Here is a 25,711-nt window from a genome sequence, read left to right on the forward strand (position 1 = left end):
GCCGGGCTCACCGTACGCGCGGGAACCGGCTCTGCAGGGTCCAGATCGCCGGGTTGTCCGCGAGCGGCTCGTGCAGGTCGCACAGGTCGGCGATCAGGTCGTGCAGGAAGTCCCGGGCCTCGCGGCGCAGCTCTGAGTGGGAGAAGGAGAGCGGTGGCTCCTCGGCCGGCAGCCAGTCGGACGCGATGTCCACCCAGCCGAACCTGCGTTCGAACAGCATCCGGTCGGTGGATTCCGTGAAGTCCAGTTCCGCGCGCTGCGGGCGCGAGGCTCGGGAGCCCGCGGGGTCGCGGTCGATCCGCTCGACGATGTCGCACAGCGCCCACGCGAAGTCGAGCACCGGCACCCATCCCCAGGCTGTGGACAGCTCCCGGTCCGCCTTGGTGTCGGCGAGGTAGACGTCCCCGCAGAACAGATCGTGGCGCAGGGCGCGCACGTCCGCGCGGCGGTAGTCGGTCTGCGGGGGGTCCGGGAACCGGGTGGAGAGGGCGTAGCCGATGTCGAGCACGTAGGTGATGGTGCCACGCCGCTCATAGGATCTGTCACGTGTCCCGTTTCGCACCTGTTGTCCCGACCGTCCTCGCTCTCGTCCTGGCCGCCTCCGCGTGCGGCCCCGGCGGTGTCCAGGGCACCCCGGGCGGCTCCGGCGTCCGCGACCCGTACTTCCCGAAGTCCGGCAACGGCGGCTACGACGTCACCCACTACGACCTGACCCTGGACTACACCCCCGCCTCCCGTCGGCTGACCGGCCGTGCCGTGATCAGCGCCCGCGCCACCCAGGACCTGTCCGCCTTCAACCTCGACCTCCTGGGCCTGGACGTGACGAAGGTCGGCGTCGACGGTGCCGCGGCCTCCTGGAACCGCGCAGGACAGGAACTGACCGTCCGGCCCCGCGACGGTCTCGACAAGGGCCGCACCTTCCGCGTGGCGGTCGACTACTCCGGCACCCCCCGGACGATCACCGACCCGGACGGCTCGGAGGAGGGCTGGCTGCCCACCTCGGACGGCGCGCTGGCGCTCGGCCAGCCGGTCGGGTCCATGGCCTGGTTCCCCGGCAACCACCACCCCTCCGACAAGGCGACGTACGAGATCACCGTGACCGTCCCGGAGAACCTGCGGGCCGTCTCCAACGGGGAACCGGCCGGCGAGACGACGTCCGGCGGCCGCCGGACGGCCATCTGGCGCTCCACCGCCCCCATGGCGAGCTACCTCGCCACCGTCGCCGTCGGCCGCTTCGGCATCACCCGTACGACCGGTGACGACGGCCTGCCCCTCTACACCGCGGTCGATCCGGCCGAGCGGGCGGGGAGCCGTGCCTCCCTGGCGCGGATCCCGGACGTCCTCGCCTGGGCGGAGGACAGGTTCGGCCCGTACCCCTTCTCCTCCGGCGGCGCGATCGTCGACCGGGCCAACGGCATCGGCTACGCGCTGGAGACCCAGAACCGCCCGGTCTTCCCGGGCGCCCCCGATCTCCTGCTCGTCGTCCACGAACTCGCCCACCAGTGGTACGGCGACTCCGTCACCCCGATGAGCTGGCGGGACATGTGGCTCAACGAGGGCTTCGCCACCTACGCGGAGTGGCTCTGGCAGGAGGACCACGGCGGGGACACGGCCCAGGAGATCTTCGACGCCCTCTACGCCGGCGACTACTACGAGGTCCCGGCCGAGAACGAGGCGATCTGGGCCTTCCCGCCCGCGAATCCGCCGGACGCCGCGAGCATCTCCGACGCACCCGTCTACAGCCGGGGCGCCATGGTCCTGCACAAGATCCGCGAAACCGTCGGCGACCAGGCCTTCGACCGGATCGTCCGCGGCTGGGCGGCGGCCCACCGCCACGGCAACGCGGACACCGGGGAATTCGTGACCTACGTGGAGGAGAAGGCGCCCGGCAAGGACTTCACCACGATCTGGGACGAGTGGCTGTACGGCAAGGGAAGGCCGAGCCGCCCCTGACCACGGCGGAAGGCCGAGCCGCCCCTGACCACGGTGGAAGGCCGAGCCGCCCCTGACCACGGTGGAAGGCCGAGCCGCCCCTGACCACGGTGGAAGGCCGAGCCGCCCCTGACCACGGTGGAAGGCCGGGCCGCTCCTGACGGCGGGGGAACGTGAGCCACCCCCGACAGCGGGGGAACGCCGAGCCGCCCCCTGCCTCCGGTCGGTTCACGGCGCCAGGGCCCCCGAGGCCGGGCGCGGAGTGGGCAGCACCTTGCGCAGCACCGCGCACGGGCGGCCCAGCCGGCGGTCGCCGCGGTGTGCGATGACCTCGTAGCCCAGCGCCGTCCAGAAGGCCAGGCCCTTGGGGTTGTTCTCCAGCACGGCGAGGCGTACGGCGATGCGGCCGGCGGCGCGGAAGCGCTCCTCGACATGGGAGGCGAGCCGGCGGCCGTGCCCCTGCCGCTGTACGGCGGGGTCCACCAGCAGCAGCCCGATCCAGGGGTCCGGGTCCGCCGGGTCGGGGTGGCGGGCGAGGGTGATCGCGGCGGCGACCAGCCGCCCCGAGTCGCGCGCGAGCAGCACCTCGACGTCCGGGTCGACCAGCTCCCCCGTCAACGCCGCCGCCACCTGCTCCGGACGGATGTCGTCCGGGTCGGGGAAGTCGCCGCTGAGCGCCTGGAAGTCGCGGTCGGCCGCGTACAGCGCGGTGAGCTCGGTCAGTAAGGGAGCCGGAATGCCCCCGCCGGGGGCGAGGCGCAGCAGGTCGATGATCACACGGGGCAAGCTATCGCGGACGGCCGCAGGGCTCCCTGGCCTTGCGGCGGGCGGCCGGCCCGGAAACGCGTCGGCCTCCACGCGCGCGATGGCGTGTGGAGGCCGATGTCGCTCAGCGGCCCGGGGCCCGCCGGAGTGTCGTCCCCGGTGGGCGGCCGGGTCGTCCGGCGGGTGTGACTCAGACGTTGACGCCGAAGTCCTGGGCGATGCCCACCAGGCCCGAGGCGTAGCCCTGGCCGACGGCGCGGAACTTCCACTCGGCGCCGTTGCGGTAGAGCTCGCCGAAGACCATGGCCGTCTCGGTGGCGGCGTCCTCGGAGAGGTCGTAGCGGGCGATCTCGGTGCCGCCGGCCTGGTTGACGATACGGATGTAGGCGTTGCGGACCTGGCCGAAGTTCTGCGAGCGGGACTCGGCGTCGTAGATGGAGACCGGGAAGACGATCTTGTCGATGTCGGCCGGGAGGCCGGCCAGGTTGACGTTGATCTGCTCGTCGTCGCCCGCGCCCTCGCCGGTGAGGTTGTCACCGGTGTGGACGATCGTCTGGTCCGGCGTCTGCTTGTTGTTGAAGAAGACGAAGTGCTGGTCGGAGTAGACCTTGCCCTGGGGGTTGACCGCGATCGCGGACGCGTCGAGGTCGAAGTCGGTGCCGGTGGTGGTCCGGACGTCCCAGCCGAGGCCCACGGTGACGGCGGTCAGGCCCGGTGCCTCCTTGGTGAGCGAGACGTTGCCACCCTTGGACAGGCTTACAGCCATGGTCGGGAGTCCCTTCCCTCGTTACGTGGCGCGATGCCATTGCAGCTTCGTACGGCACGAAGCTACATCTACCCCTACCAACGCGGAGTGAGGTGGCACAGGTTCCCCGCGCTTTACTTTCTTTACTCGGCGGCCGTGTCGGATATTCGCGTGACGTGCGGCGGGCGTACCGGGAACATATGAGCCATGTCCGGTCCCCACGTCATCCGCGGCTCCGTCTCCCTGCCCGAGGCCGAGCTCCAGTGGCGTTTCTCGCGTTCCTCGGGACCGGGCGGCCAGCACGTCAACACCAGCGACTCGCAGGTGGAGCTGCGGTTCGATCTGGCCGCGACCGAGGCGCTGCCCGAGGTGTGGAAGCGGCGGGCGCTGGAGCGGCTGGCCGGCCGGCTGGTCGACGGGGTCGTCACCGTGCGCTCCTCCGAGCACCGGTCCCAGTGGCGCAACCGCGAGGCCGCGGCCGTGCGGCTGGCCGCCCTGCTCGCCGAGGCCACCGCGCCCCCGCCCAAGCCGCGCCGTCCCACGCGGATCCCGCGCGGGATCAACGAGCGGCGGCTGCGGGAGAAGAAGCAGCGGTCGCAGACCAAGCGCGGACGGTCCGGTCGGGACTGGGGCTGACGCCCGCCGCGCCCCCGCGGTGCGGCACGCGCGGCGGGCCGGACCGAGGACGTCGGTCTCGGGACCGCCCCGGCGCAGCGGTCCGCGCCGGCCGTCCGGCTCAGCCGACGCCGACGCCGACGCCGGCACCGGCGCGGGCGCCCAGCTCCAGCACGCCCACCGGCTGGTCCCCGCTGGTCTCGCCGGTCCGCCGGAAGCCGAGACCGAGGTAGAAGGCGCCGGGCCCGGTCGGGCCGGGGTGCCAGGTGACATGGAGACGGTCGCCGCCCCGGCGGCGGATCTCGGCGGCGACCGCCTCGACCGCGAACCGGCCGTAGCCGCGGCCCTGCTCCCCGGCGTCGATGTTCAGACGCCACAGCCCCGAGCGGCGGACGCTTCCGTCGCCGAACCAGTCGATGTCGAAGAAGGCCATCAGGAAACCGACGGGGCGGTCGCCGTCGACGATGAGGCGGGGCCAGGCGACGCCCGGGTGGAGGTAGGCCTCCGCGAGGGACTGCACGACCGGTTCGACGGCGTGCTCCTGGTCGGGGCGTACCCGGACGGCGAGGGCCGCCTCGAAGTTCGCGGTCGTGATCTCTGCCAGGCGGGGCGCGGTCCGCTCGCCGTTCGGTCTCTGCTCGGTCGTCACGCGCGCACGCTAGACGCGGCGGCCGTCGCCGGGCGAGCGGTTTTCGGGTGCCTCAGCCCAACTGCCGGTAGCGGCCGTTGAAATACGCCAGCGGTCCGCCGCCCGCGCTCGGCACCCGGGCCGCCAGCACCCGGCCCACGACCAGGGTGTGGTCCCCGGCCGTGACCCGCTGCTCGGTGCTGCACTCCAGGGTCGCCAGGGCGCCGCCTACCAGGGGCGCGCCCGTCACCTCGCCACGGACGTAGGGGATGTCCTCGAACAGCAGGCGGTCGCTGATGCGGCCCTTCATGGAGAACCGGCCGGCGATGTGGCGCTGGCTCTCGGAGAGGACGGAGACCGCCCACATCGGCTGCTCGGCGAGCAGGTCGTCCATGCGGGAGCCCTCGCGCAGCCCGACCAGGACCAGGGGCGGGTCCAGGGACACCGACATGAACGCCGTCGCCGTCATGCCGACGTCCTCGCCGGCCGGGGCCCGGGGGTCGTCGGCATCGAGCGGCGGCTCCTGCGCCGTCACCAGCACCACGCCGGCCGCCAGCCGGGTCATCGCGGCCCTGAACTCGTCGTTGCTCACCCCCACAGCATGCCCGGCGTCGCCGGCCGCGGCGGGGGAGGGCTGGGCCGGCACAGAGGCATGTGGAATGGAGCGGCGCGTGTTCAGCACATCCGAGACGCTAGTCTCCGGGGGGAGTTCCCCGCATCGGACCTCGGTCCGAGCAGGGTCCTAGGACCAATGATGGACACCCGTGCAAATTTTGCGTTCAGTAAGCGCACGGGAAAAACACAGAAACCCCACTCAATTGTTCACGTTTTGCTGTGACTTGAGTCACAAGGGGCATTAATTGTTGACCCTGTGTACCGAGTGGGCAGCGCGCTGTGATTCAGTGGCGGGAAGCTGAAGACGTTACGCCGAAGAGAACCCTTGATTCGCTGCGAGGTCTCGGGGGGAGGGCGAGCATGGAGACCGAGTCGGAGCCCTACGTCCGTCTTGCGTCCCTGCGACAGCTGCACGAGGTCATGGCGGACATGAACACCGCCCGCAGCCTGGCCGACACGTTGCAGACCGTCGCCGACGGCGTCGTCACCGCCCTCGGCTACGAACTGGCCTGCGTCAATCTCGTCCGCCCGGACGGCGATCTGGTCGTCGCCGCCTTCGCCGGCAACCCCGCCGCCGAGGCCCTGATCACCGGCCGGGTCGGCTCCCGCACCTCCTGGGACCGCCGGTTGAACATGGGCGAGACCTGGGGCGATCTGATCTTCATCTCGCACACCGAGGGCTGGGTCCTCGACGACGACGACGTCCCGCAGTGGTACACCGAGGGCCCCGCGCCCCGCTTCGAGGACGAGTGGCACCCCTCCGACCGCCTCTTCGCCCCGATGTACGCGCCCGGCGCCCAGGGCGGCCCCGCCTCCGGCGAACTGATCGGCGTGCTCTCCGTGGACCGGCCGCGCAACGGCCGCCGGCCCGGCGCCTGGGGGCGCGAGGCGCTCCAGATGTACTCCTTCCAGGCCGCCATCGCCATCAGCAACGCGCGTCTGCGTGCGAACATGCAGCGCGCCCTGGTCCGGCTGGAGCGCGACCAGCAGGCGCTCAGGGCCAGCGAGGAGAGCTTCCGGCAGGCCTTCGAGTACGCCCCCTCCGGCATGGCCATCGCCGAGATGGGCGGCGACCAGCACGGCCGGATCCTGCGCACCAACGACGCCCTGTGCCGACTCCTGGGCCGCCCCGCCTCCGCGATGCGCCGCTACTCCTTCTCCGACCTCGTCCACCCCGAGGACATAGGCACCCTGCTGCGCACCTCCGCCGAGGGCGGCCGCGCCGAGCTGCGCCTCGGCCGCCGCGACGGCAGCTACGTCTGGGTGTCCCTGCGCAACTCCGTGGTCGCCGACGCGGCCGACGGCCCCCGCTTCCTGCTCACGCACGTCGAGGACATCGAGGAGCGCAAGCGCCGCGAGCTCCAGCTCGCCCACCGCGCGTCCCACGACTCGCTGACCGGACTGCCCAACTCGGCCGAGCTGCGGTCCCGGCTCGCCGCCCGGCTCTGCCGCCGCCCGCTCACCGCCTACGACTCCCAGGACGCCGCCTTCGGCTACGACACCGGCGCGAACGCCTTCGACTTCCAGCCGAGCGCCGAGGCCTACGACGTCTACGACCACCATGTGCACACCGTCGCCCCCGAGGGTGAACATGACGACGGCACGAAGGGGCTCGCGGTGCTGTTCTGCGACCTCGACGGCTTCAAGTCGATCAACGACCGGTTCGGGCACAACGCCGGGGACGCGGTGCTCATCGAGGTGGCCCGGCGGCTCGGCAACGGTGTGCGCGACGGCGACACGGTCGCCCGGCTCGGCGGCGACGAGTTCGTGATCCTCGCCGACGGCCTCGGCCGGGCCGACGCCCAGGACCTCGCCGTACGGCTGCGCAACGAGATCATCCAGCCGATCCGGGCCGAGGGCCGGGCCGTGCGCGTCGGGGCGAGTTTCGGCATCGGATGGGCGCACTGCGGCATGACGGCCGACGAGGTGTTGAAATCCGCTGACGAACGGATGTACGTCGAGAAACGGTCTCGTCCCAAACAGCACAGGCGGGCCGGATGATGCGCAGGTCGCTGTACTGATGCGATCCGAGTCACCTGTTTGGGCCATCCGGAACGGGTAGGCTCGCCATTCTCACCACACGTTCCGCATCCGTTCCGCACCTGTTGAGGAGTACCTAGGGATGACGCCCGGCAACAACGGCGCGAGCACGCCCGAGGACGACGACCCGTTCGGCTACCTCTACGCCGACGGTCAGGCCAACGGCGCACAGCCGCCGTCCGGCGGCTACGGCTACCCGAACTCGGTCAGCAGGGTACGGACGGTCGGCGAGCGGCCCTACGGCCAGCAGCAGCCGTACGGCCAGCAGGCCGTTCCGCCGCAGCAGGGCGCCTACGGCCAGCCGAACGCGCACTACGCGGCCCCCGAGTCGTTCTCCGGCGGGACGACCGCCGTCCACCAGCAGCCCGCCCACGGCGGCGGTGGCGGCCGGGGACGCGGCCCCAACACCAAGGGCCTGCTGATCGGCGCCATCGCGGTGGTCGCCGCGGTCGTGATCGGCATCGGTGTCGCGATGCTCGGCGGTGACGACGACAACGCCGCGGGCGACGACCAGCCCAGCCCCACCGCGCCGGCCGACCAGAGCGCGGAGTCGAGCCCGTCGGCCGAGAGCAGCGTGGGCCCCGAGGAGGAGCTGCCCACCATCGACGCCAAGGCCCTCCAGCTCGGCCCTCCCGCCCAGACGGCCTCCGACGTCAAGGGCGCCAAGGCGGAAGGCGGTGTCTACGTGGGGGGCTTCAACAGCCCCGGCGCCTCGGTCACCTGGACCGTCAACGGCATCCCGAAGTCCGGCAAGTACACCCTGTACGTCGGCTACGGCGTGCCCGGCAAGGACGCCAACGCGACCCTCACGATCAACGGCACGGCCTCCAACACACCGGTGAACCTGAAGAACTACGCGGGCGCCGCCGAGGGCGACTACGAGAAGGGCTGGACGCGGACCTACAACTACATCCAGCTCAACAAGGGCACGAACACCATCAAGATCTCGTGCGAGCAGGGCAACCAGTGCGACGCCAACCTCGACCAGGTGTGGCTGGTCAAGGGCTGGGTCAAGAGCTGACGGTCAGGCGGCGCTGACCTCGCCGCTCACCGCCACCCGCGCCAGCAGCTCCTCGTAGACGGCCCGGTCGAACTCGCCGGCCACCGGCGCGCCGACAGTCGCCGCGGCGAGGGCGGTGGCGCGGGTCAGCCGGGCCGGCCACGGCAGTTGCTCGACCAGTCCCGACAGCAGGCCCGCGGCCACGGAGTCCCCGGCGCCGGTCGGATTGCCGTGCACCCGGGCCGGTGGGGTGGCACGCCAGTGGCCCTCGGGGGTCACCGCGAGCAGGCCCTGGGCACCGAGCGAGGCGACCACCGCGTGCGCGCCGCGTCTGCGGGCGTCCTGAGTGGCACGCGTCGGTTCGTGGGAGCCGGTGAGTTCGGCCAGTTCCTCGGCGTTGGGCTTGATCAGGTCGGGGCGGGCGGCCAGCCCGCGGCGCAGCGGCTCCCCGCTGGTGTCCAGCAGCACGGGCACACCGGCCGCCCGCGCCGTACGTATCAGACCCGCGTACGCGCCCACCGGCACGCCCGGCGGCAGGCTGCCGCACAGGGCCACCGCGGCCGCGGCCGGCAGCAGGTCCTCGAAGGCCGCCAGGAAGGCCGCCCATTCGGCGGGGGCGATCGTCGGGCCCGGTTCGTTGAGCTGGGTCGTGTCCCCGGACCGCTCGTCCACCACGGCCACCGTGCGCCGGGTCGTGCCGCCGGTCGGCACCAGCGCGTCGACCACTCCGGGCACGGCGCCGAGCGCGTCCCGCACGGCCCGCCCGGTGCCGCCGCCCGCGAAACCGGTCACCGTCACCGGGTGTCCGAGCGCGGCCAGCACGCGGGCGACGTTCACGCCCTTGCCGCCGGGTCGCTCGGTCACCTCGGAGACCCGGTGGGTGGCGTGCGGCCGCAGGGACCGTACGCGGTAGGTGATGTCGAGAGCGGTGTTCAGTGTGACCGTGAGGATCACCTGGGCCGACCTCCCCCGATGGATGCGTTCTCGTTTTCCGGAGGGTCGATCATGCCAAAGAGAGGGCGGTCGGCACAGCCGTCGCGGCGACCCGCGTCACCTCGGCGGATTCTCTTCCGGCGGATGTATCAGGGCAGTTGGGGCTCAACCACCCATTCGCCCCGGCGCATCACGCCCTTGAGGCCGAAGTCGGCGTCCAGGAGCACCAGGTCGGCGTCCTTGCCCGGTTCGAGGGAGCCGATCCGGTCGTACATCCCCAGCAGCCGGGCGGGGTTGGCGGACAGGGCCGCGACCGCGTGCTCCACCGGCAGCCGGTCGACGGTCACCGCCCGGTGGAACGCCCGGTCCAGGGTGAGGGTGGAGCCCGCGATCGAGCCGCCCTCCACCAGGCGGGCCACGCCGTCGCTGACCTCGACCTCCAGCGGGCCGAGCATGTAGCGGCCGTCGCCGAAGCCGGCGGCGTCCATGGCGTCGGTGATGAACGCGACGCGCTGCGGGCCGGCGTGACGGAACGCCAGTTCCAGGGCGGCGGGGTGCAGATGGGTGCCGTCGTTGATCAGCTCGACGGTCACCCGCTCGTCCTCCAGGAGGGCGGCGATGGGGCCGGGGGCGCGGTGCCCGAGTGCCGGCATCGCGTTGAACAGGTGCGTGGCGACGGTCGCGCCGGCGTCGATCGCCTCGGCCGTCTGCTCGTAGGTGGCGTCGGTGTGGCCGACCGCCGCGATCACGCCGTGCTCGACGAGCAGCCGCACGGAGTCGATGCCGCCGGGGAGTTCGGTGGCGAGGGTGACCATACGGGCCTGGCCGCGGGCCGCGTCGACGAGCTTGCGGACCTCCGCCGGCTCCGGGTCGCGCAGCAGTTCCTGCGAATGGGCGCCCTTGCGGCACGGGGAGATGAACGGCCCCTCGAAGTGGATGCCGGCGATCTCGCCCTGCTCGGCCAGTTCGGACAGCTGGCCCGCGCGCCGGGCGAGGAAGTCCATGTCGCCGGTGACGGTGGAGGCGACCAGCGTGGTCGTGCCGTGCAGCCGGTGGGTGCGGATGCCCCGCAGGACCTCGTCGACCGTCCCGGAGGTGAAGGAGGCCCCGCCGCCGCCGTGGTTGTGGAGGTCGACGAACCCGGGGACCAGCCAGTGGCCCGAGACGTCGACGACCGGTGTGCCGTCGGGGGCCGTGGCGGCGATCCGCGTGCCGTCGACGATCACGCGGCCGTCGGCCACGGTCCCGGAGGGCAGTACCACCCGGGCACCGGCGAGAACCAAGCTAGGGGCCATCAGGTGGTTACCTCCGAAGGGTCAGTAGGGGTGAGGAGATCCCAGGCGAGCAGCCCGGCACCGAGGCATCCGGCGGTGTCCCCGAGGGCCGCGGGCACGATCGCCGGCAGTTTCTGGAAGGTGACGCGCCGCCGGACGGCGTCCCGCAGCGGTGTGAACAAGGTTTCCCCCGCCTCGGCGAGCCCGCCACCGATGATGAGTGTGCGGGGGTCCAGCAGTGTGAGCGCGGTGACGAGGCCGTCGGCGAGCGCGTCGACCGCCTCCTGCCACACGGCCCGCGCGCTCTCGTCGCCGGACGCGACGGCCTTCGCGCAGTCCGCGGCGTCCGCGTCCGGGTCCCCGGTCGCCGCCGCCCACGCCTGACCGACCGCCGACGCCGAGGCGAACCGCTCCAGGCAGCCGCGCTGACCGCACGGGCAGGCGGTCCCGCCGGGCCGTACGACGATGTGGCCGATCTCGCCCGCGAAGCCGTGGGCGCCGGCCTCCACCCGGCCGTCGATGCCGATGGCGCCCGCGATGCCGGTGCCCAGCGGCACGAACAGGAAGCGGTCCGCGCCCCGGCCGGCCCCGATCCGGCCCTCGGCGAGCCCGCCGGTGCGCACGTCGTGGCCGAGGGCGACGGGGAGGCCGCCGAGCCGGTCGGCGAGCAGTGCGCGCAGCGGCACGTCCCGCCAGCCGAGGTTGGCCGCGTAGGCGGCGATGCCGCGCTCCTGGTCCACGATGCCGGGGACGGCGACGCCCGCGGCCGCCGCGGACGAGCCGAGGTGCCGCTCGCCGTACGTGTCCAGTTCGGCGGCGAAGTCGAGGATGCCGTCCACGACCGCGTCGGGTCCGCGCTCGCGCCCCGTGGCCCGGCGCGCCCGGTGCAGCAGGGTGCCGTCCGGCCCGACGAGGGCGGCCTTCATCCCGGTGCCGCCCACATCGAGGGCGATGACGTGTCTCACGGGGGACAGTGTGGACCGTGGACCCGGAAGAGGTCTAGTCCACTTGCGTGGTGTAGACCTTAATCCGGAATTCGGACAAGTGATGCGTCGAACGGGTTGTCCCGTTCGGCGGGGCAGGGGCGAGAGCACGTGCAGCGGCGCAGGACAGGAATGATCGCGGTGGTGTCCGCACTGGGCATGACAGCGGTCCTCGGCGGCTGCGGCCTGGACGGGGAGTCGGCCGACGTGACCCTGAGACTGGTCGCCGCGGACTACGGCGACAGCGCGGCGAACAGCTCCGAGAAGTACTGGTCCGCGCTCGTCGAGAAGTACGAGGCCGACCACCCCGGCGTCCGCGTCGAGGTCAGCGTCCACTCCTGGAACGACGTCGACCGCGAGGTCAAGGAGATGGTCGAGGCCGGCCGTGCGCCCGACATGGCGCAGATCGGCGCCTACGCCGACTACGCGGACGACGGCCTGCTCTACACCGCCGACGACCTGCTCTCCATCCCCGTCCAGGCCGGCTTCGCCTCCCGGCTCGCCAGCGCGGGCCAGGTCAACGGGGTGCAGTACGGCATGCCGTTCGCCGCCTCCACGCGCCTGCTGTTCTACAACAAGAGCCTCTTCGAGGAGGCCGGCCTCACCCCGCCCGCGACCTGGGAGGAACTGGCCGACGCGGCCGGCGCGCTGAAGGCCGAGGGGGTGGAGTACCCCTACGCCCTGCCGCTCGGCTCCGAGGAGGCGCAGGCCGAGACCATGCAGTGGCTGCTCAGCGGGGGCGGCGGCTACACCGACGCGGTCGGCACCTACGGCATCGACTCGACCGAGAACGTCGAGACCTTCACCTGGCTGCGCGACAAACTGGTCGGCCAGGGCCTCACCGGGCCCGTCGCCCCCGGCGGCCTCGACCGCGCGGACGCGTTCGCCGCCTTCGCCGAGGGCGAGGTGGGCATGCTGAACGGCCACCCGTCGCTGATGAAGATGGCCGCGGACAAGGGCGTGAAGTTCGGCATGGTGCCCATGCCCGGCCTGAACGGCGAGAGCAAGGCCACGATGGGCGTCGCCGACTGGATGCTGGCCTTCAAGCAGAACGGCCACCGGGAGGAGGTCGGGGAGTTCCTCGACTTCGTCTACAGCGACAAGAACGTCCTGGACCTCTCCCGCCGCTACGACCTGCTGCCGGTCACCAACGCCGCGTCCGAGGCGATGGGGCGCTCCGGCGAGGACCGGGAGATCAAGCCGTTCCTTGACGAGCTGCCGCTCGCCGAGTTCTACCCCGTCGGCAAGACCTCCTGGGCGGCGGTCAGCGCCGAGGTGAAGAAGCGGATCGGCACCGCCGTACGGCAGGGCGGCAGCCCCACGACGATCCTCGGCCGGTTGCAGACCACGGCGACGACCGCGGAGAGCGCGGCGGCCGGTTAGCCGCGGCCCCGCTGTCGGTGGCCGGGGTTACCGTTTCGGGCATGGAGCAGCGGCTCGACCGACGAGAACAGGACATCCTCGCGCTGGAGCGCCGGGGGTTCGCCGGTCCCGGCGCGAAGGAGCGGGCGATACGCGAGGAGCTGGGCCTGGCGCCGGTGCGCTACTACCAGCTGCTCAACGCCCTGCTGGACGATCCGCGGGCCCTCGCGCACGACCCGGTGACGGTGAACCGGCTGCGCCGGGTGCGCGAGGCGCGGCGCGCCGAGCGCTGACGCGCGCTCCGGCGTTCGCGCGGGCGGCCCTTTTCGGCGGCGTACCCGGGCCGCCCCGCGGATAGGGTCCCCCTATGGGCAGCCACGAGACCGAACCCAGCAGCAGTGTGCCGACGCCCTCGACCCCGGCCGGGCGCGACGGGCTCGACGCGATTCTCGCCCGCCCCGGCAGCGCGGTGATCGCCCTCGACTTCGACGGGACGCTCGCCCCGATCGTGCCCGACCCCGAGCAGGCCCGCGCTCACCCCGAGGCGGTGTCCGCGCTGGCCGCGCTCGCCCCGAAGGTCGCCGCCGTCACCGTCGTCACCGGCCGCCCGGCCGAGGTCGCCGTCCGCCTCGGCGGCTTCGCCGGCGTCGGCGGCCTGGAGCACCTGGTCGTCCTCGGGCACTACGGCGCCGAGCGGTGGGACGCCGTCAGTGACGAGATCAGGTCCCCGGCGCCGCACCCGGGCGTGGCCGCCGTCCGCGCGGAGCTGCCGGCGCTGCTCGACCGGGCCGGCGCCCGGCAGGGCACGTGGGTGGAGGACAAGGGGCGCGCGGTCGCCGTCCACACCCGCCGGGCGGAGGATCCCCAGGCCACGTTCGAGGCGCTGCGCGAGCCGCTCACCGGCCTCGCCGGCCGGCACGGGCTGATCGTCGAACCGGGCCGTCTGGTGCTGGAGCTGCGCCCGCCCGGCATGGACAAGGGCGTCGCCCTGCTCGACCACGTCCGCGAACTGTCCGCCGGGTCCGTCCTCTACGCGGGCGACGACCTGGGCGACCTGCCCGCCTACGCCGCGGTGGACAAGCTCCGCTCCGACGGCACCCCCGGTCTGCTGGTGTGCAGCGGCAGCGACGAGGTCACCGAGCTGCGCGATCGCGCGGACCTGGTGGTGGACGGCCCGGCGGGTGTCGTACGGCTGCTGCGCGCGCTGGCGGACCGACTGGGCTGACCGCCCGTGCCGCCCCGTGCCCGCCGGGCGGGGGCGGCCCCGGTCAGCCGGTGAGGGCGGTCAGCTGGTCCAGGAACCACTGCGCCGGCGGCAGCGCGGTGGCCGCCGCGGCCAGCCGCTTCGTGCGCTCCATCCGCTCGCCCGGCGGCAGGGTCAGCGCTCGGTGCAGCGCGTCGGCGGTGCCGACCACGTCGTAGGGGTTCACCCCGACGGCGTCCTCGCCCAGTTCCTCGTACGCGCCCGCCTCCCGCGACAGCACCAGGACGCACCCCTCGTCGGAGACGACCGGCACCTCCTTGGCGACGAGGTTCATACCGTCCCGGATGGGGTTGACCAGCGCCACGTCCGCCAGCCGGTAGGCCGCCAACGAGCGCGCGAAGTCGTCCTTGACGTGCAGCACGACCGGCGTCCAGCCCGGCGTGCCGTACCGCTCGTTGATCTCGCCGGCCAGCCGCCGCACCTCGGCCGTGTAGTCCCGGTAGACCGCGAGGTCCTGCCGGGACGGGTAGGCGAAGGCCACGTGCACCACGCGTTCGCGCCACTCGGGGCGGTCGTCGAGCAGCCGGCGGTAGGCCAGCAGGCCCCGCACGATGTTCTTCGACAGTTCGGTCCGGTCCACCCGGACGATCGTCCTGCGGCCCTCGCCGATCTCCGCCCGCAGCGCCGTCAGCCGTTCGTCCACGTCGGACTCGTGCGACCGGCGGCGCAGGAAGTCGGCGTCCGCGCCGAGCCCGTGCACCCCGACCGCGGTGTCCCCGAGGCCCCCCGCGAACTGCTCGCAGCACGCGGTGAACGCCTCGGCCCAGCGGTGGGTGAGGAAGCCGAGCCGGTCCGCGCCCAGCATTCCGCGCAGCACCCGCGCGGCGATGTCGTCCGGCAGCATCCGGAAGTACTCCGGCGGCGCCCACGGGGTGTGCGAGAAGTGGCTGATGCGCACATCGGGGCGCAGTTCGCGCAGCATGCCCGGGACCAGGGTGAGGTGGTAGTCCTGCACCAGCACGGCGGCGCCCTCGGCCGCCTCCTCGGCCAGAGCCTCGGCGAAGGCGCGGTTGTACGTCTCGTAGGACGCCCACTGCCGCCGGAACTCCGCGTCGAAGACCGGCTCCAGCGGCGTCTGGTACAGCATGTGGTGGACGAACCACAGCACCGAGTTCGCGATGCCGTTGTAGGCGTCCGCGTGCACGTCGGCCGGGATGTCCAGCATGCGCACCCCGGACTCGCCGGCCCCGCGCCGCACCGCCTCGCGGTCGCCGTCGCCCAGCGCCGAGCACACCCACAGGGCGCCCGCGTCCGGCCCGATGGCCGACAGCCCGGAGACCAGCCCGCCGCCGCCGCGCCGGGCGTGCAGCGAGCCGTCCTCGAGCACCTCGTACGAGACGGGGCCGCGGTTGGAGGCCACCAGTACCTGCGCGGCGCCGTAGGTTGAAGCCATACGCCTCAACCTAGCCCGCGCGGGATCCGCGCAAACGTGCGGTTCACGCCCTCGGCGGGTCGTATACGACCCTCATGCCACCTTTCGGGCCGCGTACTCGGCGATCTCCACCATCGGCGGCCGTTCCTCGGTGTCCACCGAGAACGTGCGGGGCTCGAACCCGTCCTCCACCCGTTCGAACTGGGTCAGCGAGGGGCGGATCAGATGGCCCCGGGCCAGCCTCAGCTGGGCCGTGCGGTAGATCGCCGCCGCCATCCGGCCGAGCGCCTGCCCGTCCTGGTGGCGGTGCCTGCGCTCCCCGACGTCGACCTGCGCGAGCGCGTCGAGGCCGACCAGGTGCAGCGAGTCCACCAGCATGCCCAGTTCCACGCCGTAGCCGACGGGGAACGGCAGCTGCTCCAGCAGGGAACGGCGGGCCGCGTACTCGCCGCCGAGCGGCTGGACGAAACCGGCCAGCTGCGGCCAGTGCATGTTGAGCAGCGGGCGGGCCATCAGCTCGGTGACCCGGCCGCCCTGCCCGGCCTCGCCGCCGAGCGGACGGTCGTACATCCCCTTGACGAGGTCGACCTCCGGGTCGGTGAGCAGCGGCCCGACGATGCCCGACACAAAGTCCGAGGAGAACTCCCTCAGGTCCGCGTCGATGAAGCAGACGATGTCGCCGCGCGTGACGAGCAGCGAGCGCCACAGGACCTCGCCCTTGCCGGGCACGGCCGGCAGGCGCGGCAGGATGTCGTCGCGGTGGACGACCCGGGCGCCCGCCGCGGCGGCCACCTCGGAGGTGCGGTCGGTGGACCCCGAGTCGACGACGACGATCTCGTCGACCAGCGGGACCTGGAGCATCAGGTCGTGACGGATCACGGCGACTATGTCGCCGACGGTCTCCTCCTCGTTGAGCGCGGGCAGCACGACACTGACCGACTGGCCCGTCGTGCGTTTCGCGGCCAGGATTCTGTGGAGCGGGCGATCGGTCACGGACCAGGAGCGAGTGTTCAGCCAGCGCTCGACTTCTTCCAGCACAGTCTGCGGCTCCTCTGCGTTCTCTCGGCGAGTGAGGTGATCGGGTGTGATCCATCTCGCGGTTCGGACGGCTATCTCAACTGTCCTGGCCTTCGGTTACAGTCTTGAACAACGCTGATGACCATCGCATGTCGGGGGTTGTCCGCGCCGACAACCACATACAGCTCATCCAGAGGGGCAGAGGGAAACGGCCCGATGAAGCCCCGGCAACCCTCCAGTCGGTTCTCGTAGACACCGTCGGTCAGCACTGATCGTCTCCGCGAGGCTCCCGGCTAGGGAAGGTGCCAATTCCGTCTCGCGGCGAAATGCGTCGTGAGGAAGATGAGGAGAAAGGGCCTCGCCTCCATGGCTGTGCAGACTGTTGCAAGCGCGAGTGAATCCACCGTCGACCTCGGCCCGGCCGCCGCGCTTTCCTGTCGTGAATGCGGTCACCGCGTACCCCTCGGCCCGGTCTTCGCGTGCGAGGAGTGTTTCGGCCCGCTGGAGATCGCGTACGACTTCTCCGGGTACGACACGGAGGAGCTCCGCCGGCGCATCGAAGCGGGCCCCGCGAACATCTGGCGGTACGCGCCGCTGCTGCCCGTCCCCGCCGACGTGGCCGGCAAGCCGAACCTGAACCCGGGCTGGACCCAGCTCGTCAAGGCCGACAACCTCGCCCGTGAACTCGGCGTCACCGGCGGGCTGTACGTCAAGGACGACTCCGGCAACCCGACCCACTCCTTCAAGGACCGGGTGGTCGCGCAGGCCCTGGAGGCCGCCCGCGCCTTCGGCTTCACCACCCTGTCCTGCTCCTCCACCGGCAACCTGGCCGGCGCCGTCGGCGCCGCGGCCGCCCGCGCCGGCCTGCGCTCCTGTGTGTTCATCCCGCACGACCTGGAGCAGGGCAAGGTCGTCATGGCCGCGGTCTACGGCGGCGAACTCGTCGGCATCGAGGGCAACTACGACGACGTGAACCGCTTCTGCTCCGAGCTGATCGGGGACCCGGCGGGCGAGGGCTGGGGCTTCGTCAACGTCAACCTGCGGCCGTACTACGCGGAGGGCTCCAAGACCCTCGCGTACGAGATCTGCGAGCAGCTCGGCTGGCGGCTGCCCGACCAGCTGGTGGTCCCGATCGCCTCCGGCTCCCAGCTCACGAAGATCGACAAGGGTCTCCAGGAGCTGATCGAGCTCGGTCTGGTCGAGGACCGGCCGTACAGGATCTTCGGCGCGCAGGCCGCCGGCTGCTCGCCGGTGTCCACCGCCTACAAGGCCGGACACGACGTGGTCCGGCCGCAGAAGCCGGACACCATCGCCAAGTCGCTGGCCATCGGCAACCCGGCCGACGGGCCGTACGTCCTCGACATCGCCCGGCGCACGGGCGGCGGCGTGGAGGACGTGACGGACGAGCAGATCGTGACCGCGATCAAGCTGCTCGCGCGCACCGAGGGAATCTTCGCGGAGACCGCGGGCGGGGTGACCGTCGGCGTCACGAAGAAGCTGATCGAGGCCGGTGTGCTCGACCCGTCGCTGACCACCGTCGTGCTGAACACCGGCGACGGTCTGAAGACGCTGGACGCGGTGGCCGGCACCGGGCTCACCGCGACGATCCGCCCCAGCCTGGAGTCGTTCAGGGAAGCCGGTCTCGTCTGAGAGGCCGTTCCGGAGACCGGCCCCGAGGTTTCTCGGGACCGGTCCGGGGGCCGGCCCAGGGGTCGGTCCACAGGCTGTTCCAGAGGTCGTTGTCCGTCTGCGGACCGGGTGGGGCCGGTCGCGCAGTGCCCCGCGCCCCTTCGGGGGCGCTCCACCTGACCGGAGGTCAAGTCCATGAGCGTCACCGTTCGCATCCCCACCATCCTGCGCACCTACACGGGCGGCCGGGCCGAGGTCGCCGCCCAGGGCGCGACCCTCGGCGAGGTCATCGCCGACCTGGAGAAGAACCACACCGGGATCGCCGCCCGGGTCCTGGACGACCAGGGCAAGCTGCGCCGTTTCGTCAACGTGTACGTCAACGACGACGACGTGCGCTTCGAGCAGGGCCTGGAGACGGCCACCCCGGACGGCGCCGGCGTGTCCATCATCCCGGCGGTCGCGGGCGGCTGAACGGCTCTCGCGTTACCGTGAGTAAAGCCGGTTACGCATTGTTCATTGAATTGCCCCCTCCGTGAGAGAAGCGGAGGGGGCAATTCAGTGGGATTGAGCGCGGTAGAGTTGGGGAACGCCCCGCGCGCCGTGTGACGGACGCATATGAGTTCCGGCTTCGAGTGCGACAAGAAGTAGCCAAAGTATCTGGCTCATTTGCGTCTTTCGTTCCTTTTGTATGGCCCGACTTGCCCTGAATTCGGGCGAATTCTCCGTAAATTCCCGACCGTTGCTGCCCGGATTTCTCGTCCGATTGACCTGTTGCAGACGGCAGTTGGACAGATACATTCAGCCGCGGTCGACGCGTTCCGGCGCACGCCCCCACGCCAATGGGGGGTGAGGTCTGACCCGGATCCGCGAAGTGTGGATCTGTGCAAGGGCCAGTAATAGGGGAGTTAGGCATGGCTCAGGGCACCGTCAAGTGGTTCAACGCGGAGAAGGGGTACGGCTTCATCGCGGTCGACGGTGGTGCGGACGTGTTCGTCCACTACAGCGCGATCCAGATGGACGGGTACCGGACCCTCGAGGAGGGTCAGCGCGTCGAGTTCGAGATCTCGCAGGGCCAGAAGGGCCCGCAGGCCGACATGGTTCGTGTCACCGCCTAAGCGCGCGACCACCGTATGTGACGTCTTGTTCGAAGGGCCCGCACCCCCGCAGGGTGCGGGCCCTTCGGTGTGCCCGCACCGCGCCCGCGCCCCGCGTCGGCCGGCCGTCTCCCCGCCGCGCCGCGCGCCCGCCCGTCACCCGGCCACCACCCCTCGACGAGCCCGCCTCGCGGGCGCGCCCTGCGCTCTCCCGTCACCCGACCACCACCCCTGAACGAGCCCGCTTCGCGGGCGCACCTTGCACTCGGCATGGTCGAGTGCTAATCATTGGCGTTAGCACTCTGAAGGTGAGAGTGACAACGAAGGACCGGGTCGGTGAGGCCGCAAGCCGGGTGGGGCAAGGAACCACGAGGCAGGCGAGCCGTCCGTCGCGGGCGCCAGCGCGGTCCGGAGCAATCCACCCCAGTCCGGGAGGACCACTTCACATGGCCAAGATCATCGCGTTCGACGAGGAGGCGCGGCGCGGCCTCGAGCGCGGCATGAACCAGCTCGCGGACGCCGTCAAGGTGACGCTCGGCCCCAAGGGCCGCAACGTCGTCCTCGAGAAGAAGTGGGGCGCCCCCACGATCACCAACGACGGCGTGTCCATCGCCAAGGAGATCGAGCTCGAGGACCCGTACGAGAAGATCGGCGCAGAGCTGGTCAAGGAAGTCGCCAAGAAGACGGACGACGTCGCCGGTGACGGTACGACCACCGCGACCGTTCTCGCCCAGGCCCTGGTCAAGGAGGGCCTGCGCAACGTAGCCGCCGGTGCCAACCCGATGGCCCTCAAGCGCGGTATCGAGAAGGCCGTCGAGGCCGTCTCCGGTGCCCTGCTCGACCAGGCCAAGGAGGTCGAGACCAAGGAGCAGATCGCCTCCACGGCCTCCATCTCCGCCGCCGACACCCAGATCGGCGAGCTCATCGCCGAGGCGATGGACAAGGTCGGCAAGGAAGGCGTCATCACCGTCGAGGAGTCGCAGACCTTCGGGCTCGAGCTCGAGCTCACCGAGGGCATGCGCTTCGACAAGGGCTACATCTCCGCCTACTTCGCCACCGACATGGAGCGCATGGAGGCGTCGCTGGAGGACCCCTACATCCTCATCGCGAACTCCAAGATCTCCAACGTCAAGGACCTGCTCCCGCTCCTGGAGAAGGTCATGCAGTCGGGCAAGCCGCTGCTGATCATCGCCGAGGACGTCGAGGGCGAGGCCCTGTCGACCCTGGTCGTCAACAAGATCCGCGGCACCTTCCGGTCCGTCGCGGTCAAGGCCCCGGGCTTCGGCGACCGCCGCAAGGCCATGCTCGGCGACATCGCCATCCTCACGGGCGGCGAGGTCATCTCCGAGGAGGTCGGCCTCAAGCTGGAGAACGCGACCCTGGACCTCCTGGGCCGCGCCCGCAAGGTCGTCATCACCAAGGACGAGACCACCATCGTCGACGGCGCCGGCTCCGCCGACCAGGTCGCGGGCCGGGTCAACCAGATCCGTGCCGAGATCGAGAACAGCGACTCGGACTACGACCGCGAGAAGCTCCAGGAGCGTCTGGCGAAGCTGGCCGGCGGCGTGGCCGTCATCAAGGCCGGTGCCGCCACCGAGGTCGAGCTCAAGGAGCGCAAGCACCGCATCGAGGACGCCGTCCGCAACGCGAAGGCGGCCGTCGAGGAGGGCATCGTCGCCGGTGGTGGCGTGGCCCTGCTCCAGGCCTCCCAGGTCTTCGAGAAGCTCGAGCTTGAGGGCGACGAGGCCACCGGTGCCGCCGCTGTGAAGCTGGCCCTGGAGGCCCCGCTGAAGCAGATCGCCGTCAACGCCGGCCTCGAGGGCGGCGTCGTGGTGGAGAAGGTGCGCAACCTGACCCCGGGCCACGGCCTGAACGCCGCGACCGGCGAGTACGTCGACCTGGTCAAGGAAGGCATCATCGACCCGGCGAAGGTGACCCGTTCCGCGCTGCAGAACGCCGCCTCCATCGCCGCGCTGTTCCTGACCACCGAGGCCGTCATCGCCGACAAGCCGGAGAAGGCCGCCGCGCCCGCCGGCGGCGGCATGCCGGGCGGTGACATGGACTTCTGATCGACCCCGGTCGATCAACCGTCCTTCGATCCGAGGGCGGCACTCCCGGCAGGGGGTGCCGCCCTCGGGCGTTCACCCGCCGATTCCGCCGGCGCTCGGCATGTCCTGGGTGCCGATGACGGACAGCAGCTCCAGCTGGGCGGCGCCCTCGGTGCCGGGCGGGGCGCTGAACCACAGCAGGCGCTGGCAGCCGTCCTCGCTGAGCAGGACATGGCAGTCCAGCTCGATGACGCCCAGCGCCGGGTGCACGATGCGTTTGTGGTCGGTCCGCCGCAGACCGACGTCATGGGCGTCCCACAGCCCGGCGAACTCCTCGCTGCGCCGCCGCAGTTCGCCCACCATGCGGTTCACCGCGGTGTCCCGGCCGCGCCGGGCGGCGACGGCCTGCAGATCGGCGACGAAGACCCGGGAGTGGTGGGGGTGGTCCTCGGCCGGGTAGACGGCCCGGGCCGCGGGGTCGGTGAACCAGCGGTAGACCAGGCTCGCCCCGGGGCCGCGCTCCGCCGTGGGCCGGCCGAGGAGGGCCGCCGCCAGCGGATTCTGGACCAGCGTCTCGTGCAGATCGGTGATGACCTGCGCGGGGGTGGTGGTGAGCCGGTCCAGCAGGCCGAGCAGGGCGGGCTGGACGTGCGCGGCCGTGCCGTGGGCCGGCGGGACCGGCCGGTCCGCGAGGTGGAACAGATGGTCGCGCGCGTCGCCGTTCAGCCGCAGCGCACGGGCGAGGGCGGCCAGCACCTGGGCGGAGGGCTGGGCACCGCGTCCGCGTTCCAGCTCGGTGTAGTAGTCGGCGGACAGTCCGGCGAGCTGCGCGACCTCCTCGCGCCGCAGCCCGGACACCCGGCGCCGGGGGCCGGTGGGCAGGCCGACCTCGGACGGGCGTATGCGGTCGCGTCGCGACTTCAGGAACGCGGCGAATTCGGAATGGTTCACGCATCCCATGGTCGCGCGCCACCCGTGCGCCGAACCAGGGGACGCCGACCCCCGGGTGAGCACAGCCCTGGTCGGCGCCGGAGCGCCGGACCAGGCTGGAGGCACCGAGAGGGCGCCGCCGACGGCGACGCCCCCAGCCATGTCCTCCGGAGCCGCGGCCCCGGAGGACCCCGCTTCCCCAGGAGCCTCCATGTCTTCCCAGGAATCCGCGTGGTCCCCGTCGACTTCCTCTTCTCCGGCTTCTCCGGCCTCCGCCTCTTCTACGGCGGCCCAGGAGACCGCGCCGACCCGCGTCGCCGTCGTCACCGGCGGCTCGCGCGGCATCGGCCGTGAGACGGTGCGGCGGCTGGCGGCCGACGGTTTCGCCGTGGTCGTCGGCTACGCGGGCAACCGCGAGGCGGCCGAGCAGGCCGTCGAGCAGGTCACCGCGGCCGGTGGCCGGGCCGTCGCGGTCCGCGCGGACGTGGCCGACGAGGAGCAGGCGTCCGCGCTGTTCGACGTCGCGCAGGCCGAGTTCGGCGGCGTCGACGTGGTGGTGAACGCGGCCGGACGCATGCATCTGGCGTCGGTCGTCGACACGGATCTGGCGGAGCTGGACGCGATGCACCGCACCAACATCCGCGGCGGGTTCGTGATCGCCCAGCAGGCCGCGCGCCGGATCCGCGAGGGCGGCGCCTTCATCGCCTTCTCCACCTCCGTGGTGGGCCTGGCCTTCCCCGGCTACGGCGCCTACACCGCGAGCAAGGGCGCGGTCGAGGCGCTGACGCTGATTCTCGCCCGTGAGCTGCGCGGCCGGAACGTCACGGCCAACGCCGTGGCCCCCGGGCCCACCGCCACCGAGCTGTTCCTGGACGGCAAGGACGAGGAGACCATCGCCCGCCTCGCGTCCCAGCCCCCGCTGGAGCGCCTCGGCACCCCGCAGGACATCGCCGAGGTGGTCGCCTTCCTCGCCTCCCCGGCCGGCCACTGGGTCAACGGCCAGGTCGTCCGCGCCAACGGCGGCATCATCTGACCCCGCCCGGCGCCGCTGCCCGCCTGACCGCCGATCTTCCCGGGGCCCCGCCGATCTCCCTGGGGCGAGGCCCTTCCCTTCCTTCCACCCCCGAGGACACCCCATGCTCACCCGGACACCCCGGACCATCCTGCTGACCGGCGGTTCCAGCGGCTTCGGCGCGCTGACCGTGCGCGCGCTCGCCGACGCCGGGCACACCGTCTTTGCGGGGATCCGGCAGACGGCCGGCCGCAACGCGCCGGCGGTCGCCGACCTGCGCCGCTACGCCGCCGACCACGGCGTCGACCTGCACGCCGTGGAACTCGACGTCACCTCGCAGGACTCCGCCGACGCGGCGGTCGCGCACGTCCTGTCCGCCCACGGCCGGCTGGACGCGGTCGTCCACAACGCCGGGCACATGGTCACCGGCCCCGCCGAGGCCTTCACCCCCGACCAACTGGCACAGCTGTACGACGTCAACGTGCTCGGCGCCCAGCGCGTCAACCGCGCCGCGCTGCCCCATCTGCGCGACCGGGGCGACGGGTTGCTGATGTGGATCGGCAGCTCCAGCACCCGCGGCGGCTGCCCGCCCTTCCTCGGCCCGTACTTCGCGGCCAAGGCCGCCATGGACGCGCTCGCCGTCAGCTACGCCGCCGAGGTCGTGCGGTTCGGCATCGACACCGCCATCGTCGTCCCCGGCGCCTTCACCTCCGGCACGAACCACTTCCTGCACGCGGGCGCGCCCGCGGACACGGAGCGCTCGGCCGCCTACGACGAGCGCTACGGCGCGCTGATGGCCGGCCTGGACCAGCGGCTGGCCGCGCTCGTCCCGCCGGACGCGGACGTGGCACAGGTCGCCGAGGCGGTGGTACGGCTGGTGGACCTGCCCGCGGGGAGCCGGCCGCTGCGCACCCATGTGGACCCCGCCCGGGACGGCAGCGAGATCGTCTCCGTGGTCGCCGACCGCGTCCGCGCGGAGTTCTTCCGCCGCGCGGGGCTGGACGACCTGCTCACCGCGGGCAGTTCACTGTGAGACGACCGGGCCGGTGAGCGCGCGGCCCCGTCGCGCTGTCACCGGGATCACATCCGGGCGGGCCCGGCCGCCGGAATGCCCTTGCGGCGCCGGGGAGTTGTCGGAGAGACGCGATCGATGCGCGCGCACATACCGTCCGGTACCCCAAGGAGACTCCCACGTGACCCTCACCGCCACCGACTCCCGCGCGGCCCGGCTGCTGTCCGCGCCGTTTTCGATCAACGGCCTGACCGTCCCCAACCGCATCGTGATGGCGCCGATGACCCGCCGGTTCTCGCCGGGCGGCGTCCCGGGTGCGGACGTGGCGTCGTACTACGTCCGCCGGGCCGCCGCCGGTGTCGGACTGATCGTCACCGAGGGCACGTACGTGGGCCACGACTCGGCCGGTGAGAGCGATCGCGTGCCGCGGTTCCACGGGGCGGAGCAGCTGGCGGGCTGGGCGAAGGTGGCCGAGGAGGTGCATGCGGCGGGCGGCCGGATCGTGCCGCAGCTGTGGCACATCGGCATGGCGCGCAACGCGGGCAGGCCGCCGTTCCCCGAGGCGCCGGCGGTCGGCCCGTCCGGGCTGCGGCCGGACGGCACGGAGGGCGGCGGCCGGGTGATGACCCAGCGGGACCTGGACGACGTGGTCGCCGCCTTCGCCGAGGCCGCCGCCGCGGCGGAGCGGATCGGCTTCGACGGTGTCGAACTGCACGGCGCCCACGGCTACTTGATCGACCAGTTCCTGTGGGCCGGCACCAACCGCCGTACCGACTCCTACGGCGGCGACCCGGTGGCCCGTACGAAGTTCGCGGCGGAGATCGTGGCCGCGGTCCGCGAGACCGTATCGCCCGGCTTCCCGGTCCTCTTCCGCTACTCCCAGTGGAAGCAGGGCGCCTACGACGCGCGGCTCGCCGGGACCCCGCAGGAGCTGGAGGCGGTCCTCGCCCCGCTCGTGACGGCCGGAGTGGACGCCTTCCACGCGTCCACGCGCCGATACTGGCTGCCGGAGTTCGACGGCTCCGACCTGAACCTGGCCGGCTGGACGAAGAAGCTGACGGGTCTGCCCGCCGTCACGGTCGGGTCGGTCGGCCTGGACGGCGAGTTCCTCAAGGCGTTCCAGGGCGAGGGCGCCGGGGTGGGCAGCCTCGGCAACCTGCTGGACCGCCTGGAGCGCGGCGAGTTCGACCTGGTCGCCGTCGGCCGTGCGCTGCTCCAGGACCCGCGGTGGGCGCAGAAGGTGCTGGCCGGCCGGCTGGAGGAGCTGGCGCCGTACGATCCGGCGTCGCTGTCGTCCCTGAGCTGACGCCGAGCAGGTGGCGGAAGGGCGGTCCCGGCGAACGGCGCCGGGGCCGCCCTTTCTTTGACCGGCCTTGACCCGGATTTCTTGAGTAAGTCAAGTAATCTGTTTAAGGTTGCCTAAGTCAAGCACTTTGCGTAC

25 protein-coding genes and 1 riboswitch are annotated in these 25,711 nt (G+C 72.1%); of the genes, 14 read left to right on the forward strand and 11 right to left on the reverse strand.

Annotation, left to right across the window (positions count from 1 at the left end):
* Positions 1–7: 7 nt before the first annotated feature.
* On the reverse strand, positions 8–508 hold the full coding sequence (locus DN051_RS21600) for a hypothetical protein (RefSeq protein ID WP_053762006.1): 501 nt from the start codon (positions 506–508) through the stop codon (positions 8–10).
* 38 nt (positions 509–546) lie between these two features.
* Here DN051_RS21600 and DN051_RS21605 point away from each other — a divergent pair, with 38 nt between their 5' ends.
* Positions 547–1,953 (forward strand): M1 family metallopeptidase, encoded by a 1,407-nt coding sequence (locus DN051_RS21605; RefSeq protein ID WP_112439322.1) that lies wholly within the window; start codon positions 547–549, stop codon positions 1,951–1,953.
* Positions 1,954–2,160: 207 nt separating this feature from the next.
* On the opposite strand, the gene DN051_RS21610 is transcribed toward DN051_RS21605, so the two are convergent.
* A complete protein-coding gene (locus DN051_RS21610) occupies positions 2,161–2,709 on the reverse strand; it encodes a GNAT family N-acetyltransferase (RefSeq protein ID WP_053762004.1) in 549 nt (182 codons plus the stop codon).
* Positions 2,710–2,887: 178 nt separating this feature from the next.
* Entirely contained in the window at positions 2,888–3,463 is a 576-nt protein-coding gene (locus tag DN051_RS21615; RefSeq protein ID WP_053762003.1) for a TerD family protein, read from the reverse strand.
* 186 nt (positions 3,464–3,649) lie between these two features.
* On the opposite strand from DN051_RS21615, the gene arfB reads away from it, so the two are divergent.
* Positions 3,650–4,078 carry an alternative ribosome rescue aminoacyl-tRNA hydrolase ArfB gene (arfB, locus tag DN051_RS21620; protein ID WP_053762002.1) on the forward strand — a complete coding sequence of 143 codons (429 nt, stop codon included), beginning with the start codon at positions 3,650–3,652 and terminating at the stop codon, positions 4,076–4,078.
* A gap of 100 nt (positions 4,079–4,178) precedes the next feature.
* On the opposite strand, the gene DN051_RS21625 is transcribed toward arfB, so the two are convergent.
* Entirely contained in the window at positions 4,179–4,706 is a 528-nt protein-coding gene (locus DN051_RS21625; RefSeq protein ID WP_112439323.1) for a GNAT family N-acetyltransferase, read from the reverse strand.
* A gap of 52 nt (positions 4,707–4,758) precedes the next feature.
* Positions 4,759–5,277 (reverse strand): flavin reductase family protein, encoded by a 519-nt coding sequence (locus DN051_RS21630; protein WP_053762016.1) that lies wholly within the window; start codon positions 5,275–5,277, stop codon positions 4,759–4,761.
* A 383-nt stretch (positions 5,278–5,660) separates the two neighbouring features.
* Between DN051_RS21630 and cdgB the strand changes: the two genes are divergently transcribed.
* Positions 5,661–7,301: a diguanylate cyclase CdgB gene (gene cdgB, locus DN051_RS21635; RefSeq protein WP_053762000.1), complete on the forward strand. Its 1,641-nt coding sequence runs from the start codon at positions 5,661–5,663 to the stop codon at positions 7,299–7,301.
* A gap of 121 nt (positions 7,302–7,422) precedes the next feature.
* Positions 7,423–8,361: a CBM35 domain-containing protein gene (locus DN051_RS21640; RefSeq protein WP_053761999.1), complete on the forward strand. Its 939-nt coding sequence runs from the start codon at positions 7,423–7,425 to the stop codon at positions 8,359–8,361.
* Positions 8,362–8,364: 3 nt separating this feature from the next.
* On the opposite strand, the gene DN051_RS21645 is transcribed toward DN051_RS21640, so the two are convergent.
* The 3 genes from DN051_RS21645 to DN051_RS21655 all read right to left on the reverse strand — a co-directional run bounded on the left by DN051_RS21645 (position 8,365) and on the right by DN051_RS21655 (position 11,512).
* Positions 8,365–9,294 carry a 1-phosphofructokinase family hexose kinase gene (locus tag DN051_RS21645; protein WP_053761998.1) on the reverse strand — a complete coding sequence of 310 codons (930 nt, stop codon included), beginning with the start codon at positions 9,292–9,294 and terminating at the stop codon, positions 8,365–8,367.
* A 128-nt stretch (positions 9,295–9,422) separates the two neighbouring features.
* On the reverse strand, positions 9,423–10,568 hold the full coding sequence (gene nagA / locus DN051_RS21650; protein ID WP_112439324.1) for an N-acetylglucosamine-6-phosphate deacetylase: 1,146 nt from the start codon (positions 10,566–10,568) through the stop codon (positions 9,423–9,425).
* Positions 10,568–11,512, reverse strand: a complete 945-nt coding sequence (locus DN051_RS21655) for an ROK family protein (RefSeq protein ID WP_053761996.1) — start codon at positions 11,510–11,512, stop codon at positions 10,568–10,570. Before DN051_RS21655 ends, nagA begins: the two co-directional genes overlap by 1 nt.
* A gap of 129 nt (positions 11,513–11,641) precedes the next feature.
* Between DN051_RS21655 and DN051_RS21660 the strand changes: the two genes are divergently transcribed.
* From DN051_RS21660 to otsB, 3 genes are all read left to right on the forward strand, one after another.
* Positions 11,642–12,913: an ABC transporter substrate-binding protein gene (locus DN051_RS21660; protein ID WP_455430957.1), complete on the forward strand. Its 1,272-nt coding sequence runs from the start codon at positions 11,642–11,644 to the stop codon at positions 12,911–12,913.
* Positions 12,914–12,954: 41 nt separating this feature from the next.
* Positions 12,955–13,185: a DUF3263 domain-containing protein gene (locus DN051_RS21665; RefSeq protein WP_053761995.1), complete on the forward strand. Its 231-nt coding sequence runs from the start codon at positions 12,955–12,957 to the stop codon at positions 13,183–13,185.
* Positions 13,186–13,259: 74 nt separating this feature from the next.
* Positions 13,260–14,117: a trehalose-phosphatase gene (gene otsB, locus DN051_RS21670; RefSeq protein ID WP_053761994.1), complete on the forward strand. Its 858-nt coding sequence runs from the start codon at positions 13,260–13,262 to the stop codon at positions 14,115–14,117.
* 43 nt (positions 14,118–14,160) lie between these two features.
* On the opposite strand, the gene DN051_RS21675 is transcribed toward otsB, so the two are convergent.
* Positions 14,161–15,549: an alpha,alpha-trehalose-phosphate synthase (UDP-forming) gene (locus tag DN051_RS21675; RefSeq protein WP_112439325.1), complete on the reverse strand. Its 1,389-nt coding sequence runs from the start codon at positions 15,547–15,549 to the stop codon at positions 14,161–14,163.
* A gap of 72 nt (positions 15,550–15,621) precedes the next feature.
* The gene (locus tag DN051_RS21680) at positions 15,622–16,566 is read right to left on the reverse strand and encodes a glucosyl-3-phosphoglycerate synthase (RefSeq protein ID WP_053761992.1); all 945 of its coding nucleotides are present in this window, start codon (positions 16,564–16,566) and stop codon (positions 15,622–15,624) included.
* A 162-nt stretch (positions 16,567–16,728) separates the two neighbouring features.
* Positions 16,729–16,894: riboswitch (SAM riboswitch) on the forward strand.
* Positions 16,895–16,911: 17 nt separating this feature from the next.
* Between DN051_RS21680 and thrC the strand changes: the two genes are divergently transcribed.
* The 4 genes from thrC (at position 16,912) to groL (ending at position 21,337) form a co-directional block, all read left to right on the forward strand.
* Complete coding sequence (gene thrC / locus DN051_RS21685; RefSeq protein WP_053761991.1) at positions 16,912–18,195, forward strand: threonine synthase; 1,284 nt, start codon at positions 16,912–16,914, stop codon at positions 18,193–18,195.
* A 174-nt stretch (positions 18,196–18,369) separates the two neighbouring features.
* On the forward strand, positions 18,370–18,645 hold the full coding sequence (locus tag DN051_RS21690; RefSeq protein ID WP_053761990.1) for a ubiquitin-like small modifier protein 1: 276 nt from the start codon (positions 18,370–18,372) through the stop codon (positions 18,643–18,645).
* 440 nt (positions 18,646–19,085) lie between these two features.
* Entirely contained in the window at positions 19,086–19,289 is a 204-nt protein-coding gene (locus tag DN051_RS21695; RefSeq protein WP_004986573.1) for a cold-shock protein, read from the forward strand.
* A gap of 425 nt (positions 19,290–19,714) precedes the next feature.
* Positions 19,715–21,337 (forward strand): chaperonin GroEL, encoded by a 1,623-nt coding sequence (gene groL / locus DN051_RS21700; protein WP_053761989.1) that lies wholly within the window; start codon positions 19,715–19,717, stop codon positions 21,335–21,337.
* Positions 21,338–21,409: 72 nt separating this feature from the next.
* Here groL and DN051_RS21705 read toward each other — a convergent pair whose 3' ends face one another.
* Positions 21,410–22,267 carry a helix-turn-helix domain-containing protein gene (locus DN051_RS21705; protein WP_425471664.1) on the reverse strand — a complete coding sequence of 286 codons (858 nt, stop codon included), beginning with the start codon at positions 22,265–22,267 and terminating at the stop codon, positions 21,410–21,412.
* Positions 22,268–22,457: 190 nt separating this feature from the next.
* On the opposite strand from DN051_RS21705, the gene DN051_RS21710 reads away from it, so the two are divergent.
* From DN051_RS21710 to DN051_RS21720, 3 genes are all read left to right on the forward strand, one after another.
* Entirely contained in the window at positions 22,458–23,279 is an 822-nt protein-coding gene (locus DN051_RS21710; protein WP_079001536.1) for an SDR family oxidoreductase, read from the forward strand.
* A gap of 103 nt (positions 23,280–23,382) precedes the next feature.
* Positions 23,383–24,291, forward strand: coding sequence for an SDR family NAD(P)-dependent oxidoreductase (locus DN051_RS21715; protein WP_112439327.1), 909 nt, complete (start codon positions 23,383–23,385; stop codon positions 24,289–24,291).
* 160 nt (positions 24,292–24,451) lie between these two features.
* Positions 24,452–25,576: an NADH:flavin oxidoreductase gene (locus DN051_RS21720; RefSeq protein ID WP_053761988.1), complete on the forward strand. Its 1,125-nt coding sequence runs from the start codon at positions 24,452–24,454 to the stop codon at positions 25,574–25,576.
* Positions 25,577–25,711 lie beyond the last annotated feature (135 nt).

Origin of the sequence: Streptomyces cadmiisoli (genome assembly GCF_003261055.1) — a bacterium.
Classification (GTDB): domain Bacteria; phylum Actinomycetota; class Actinomycetes; order Streptomycetales; family Streptomycetaceae; genus Streptomyces; species Streptomyces cadmiisoli.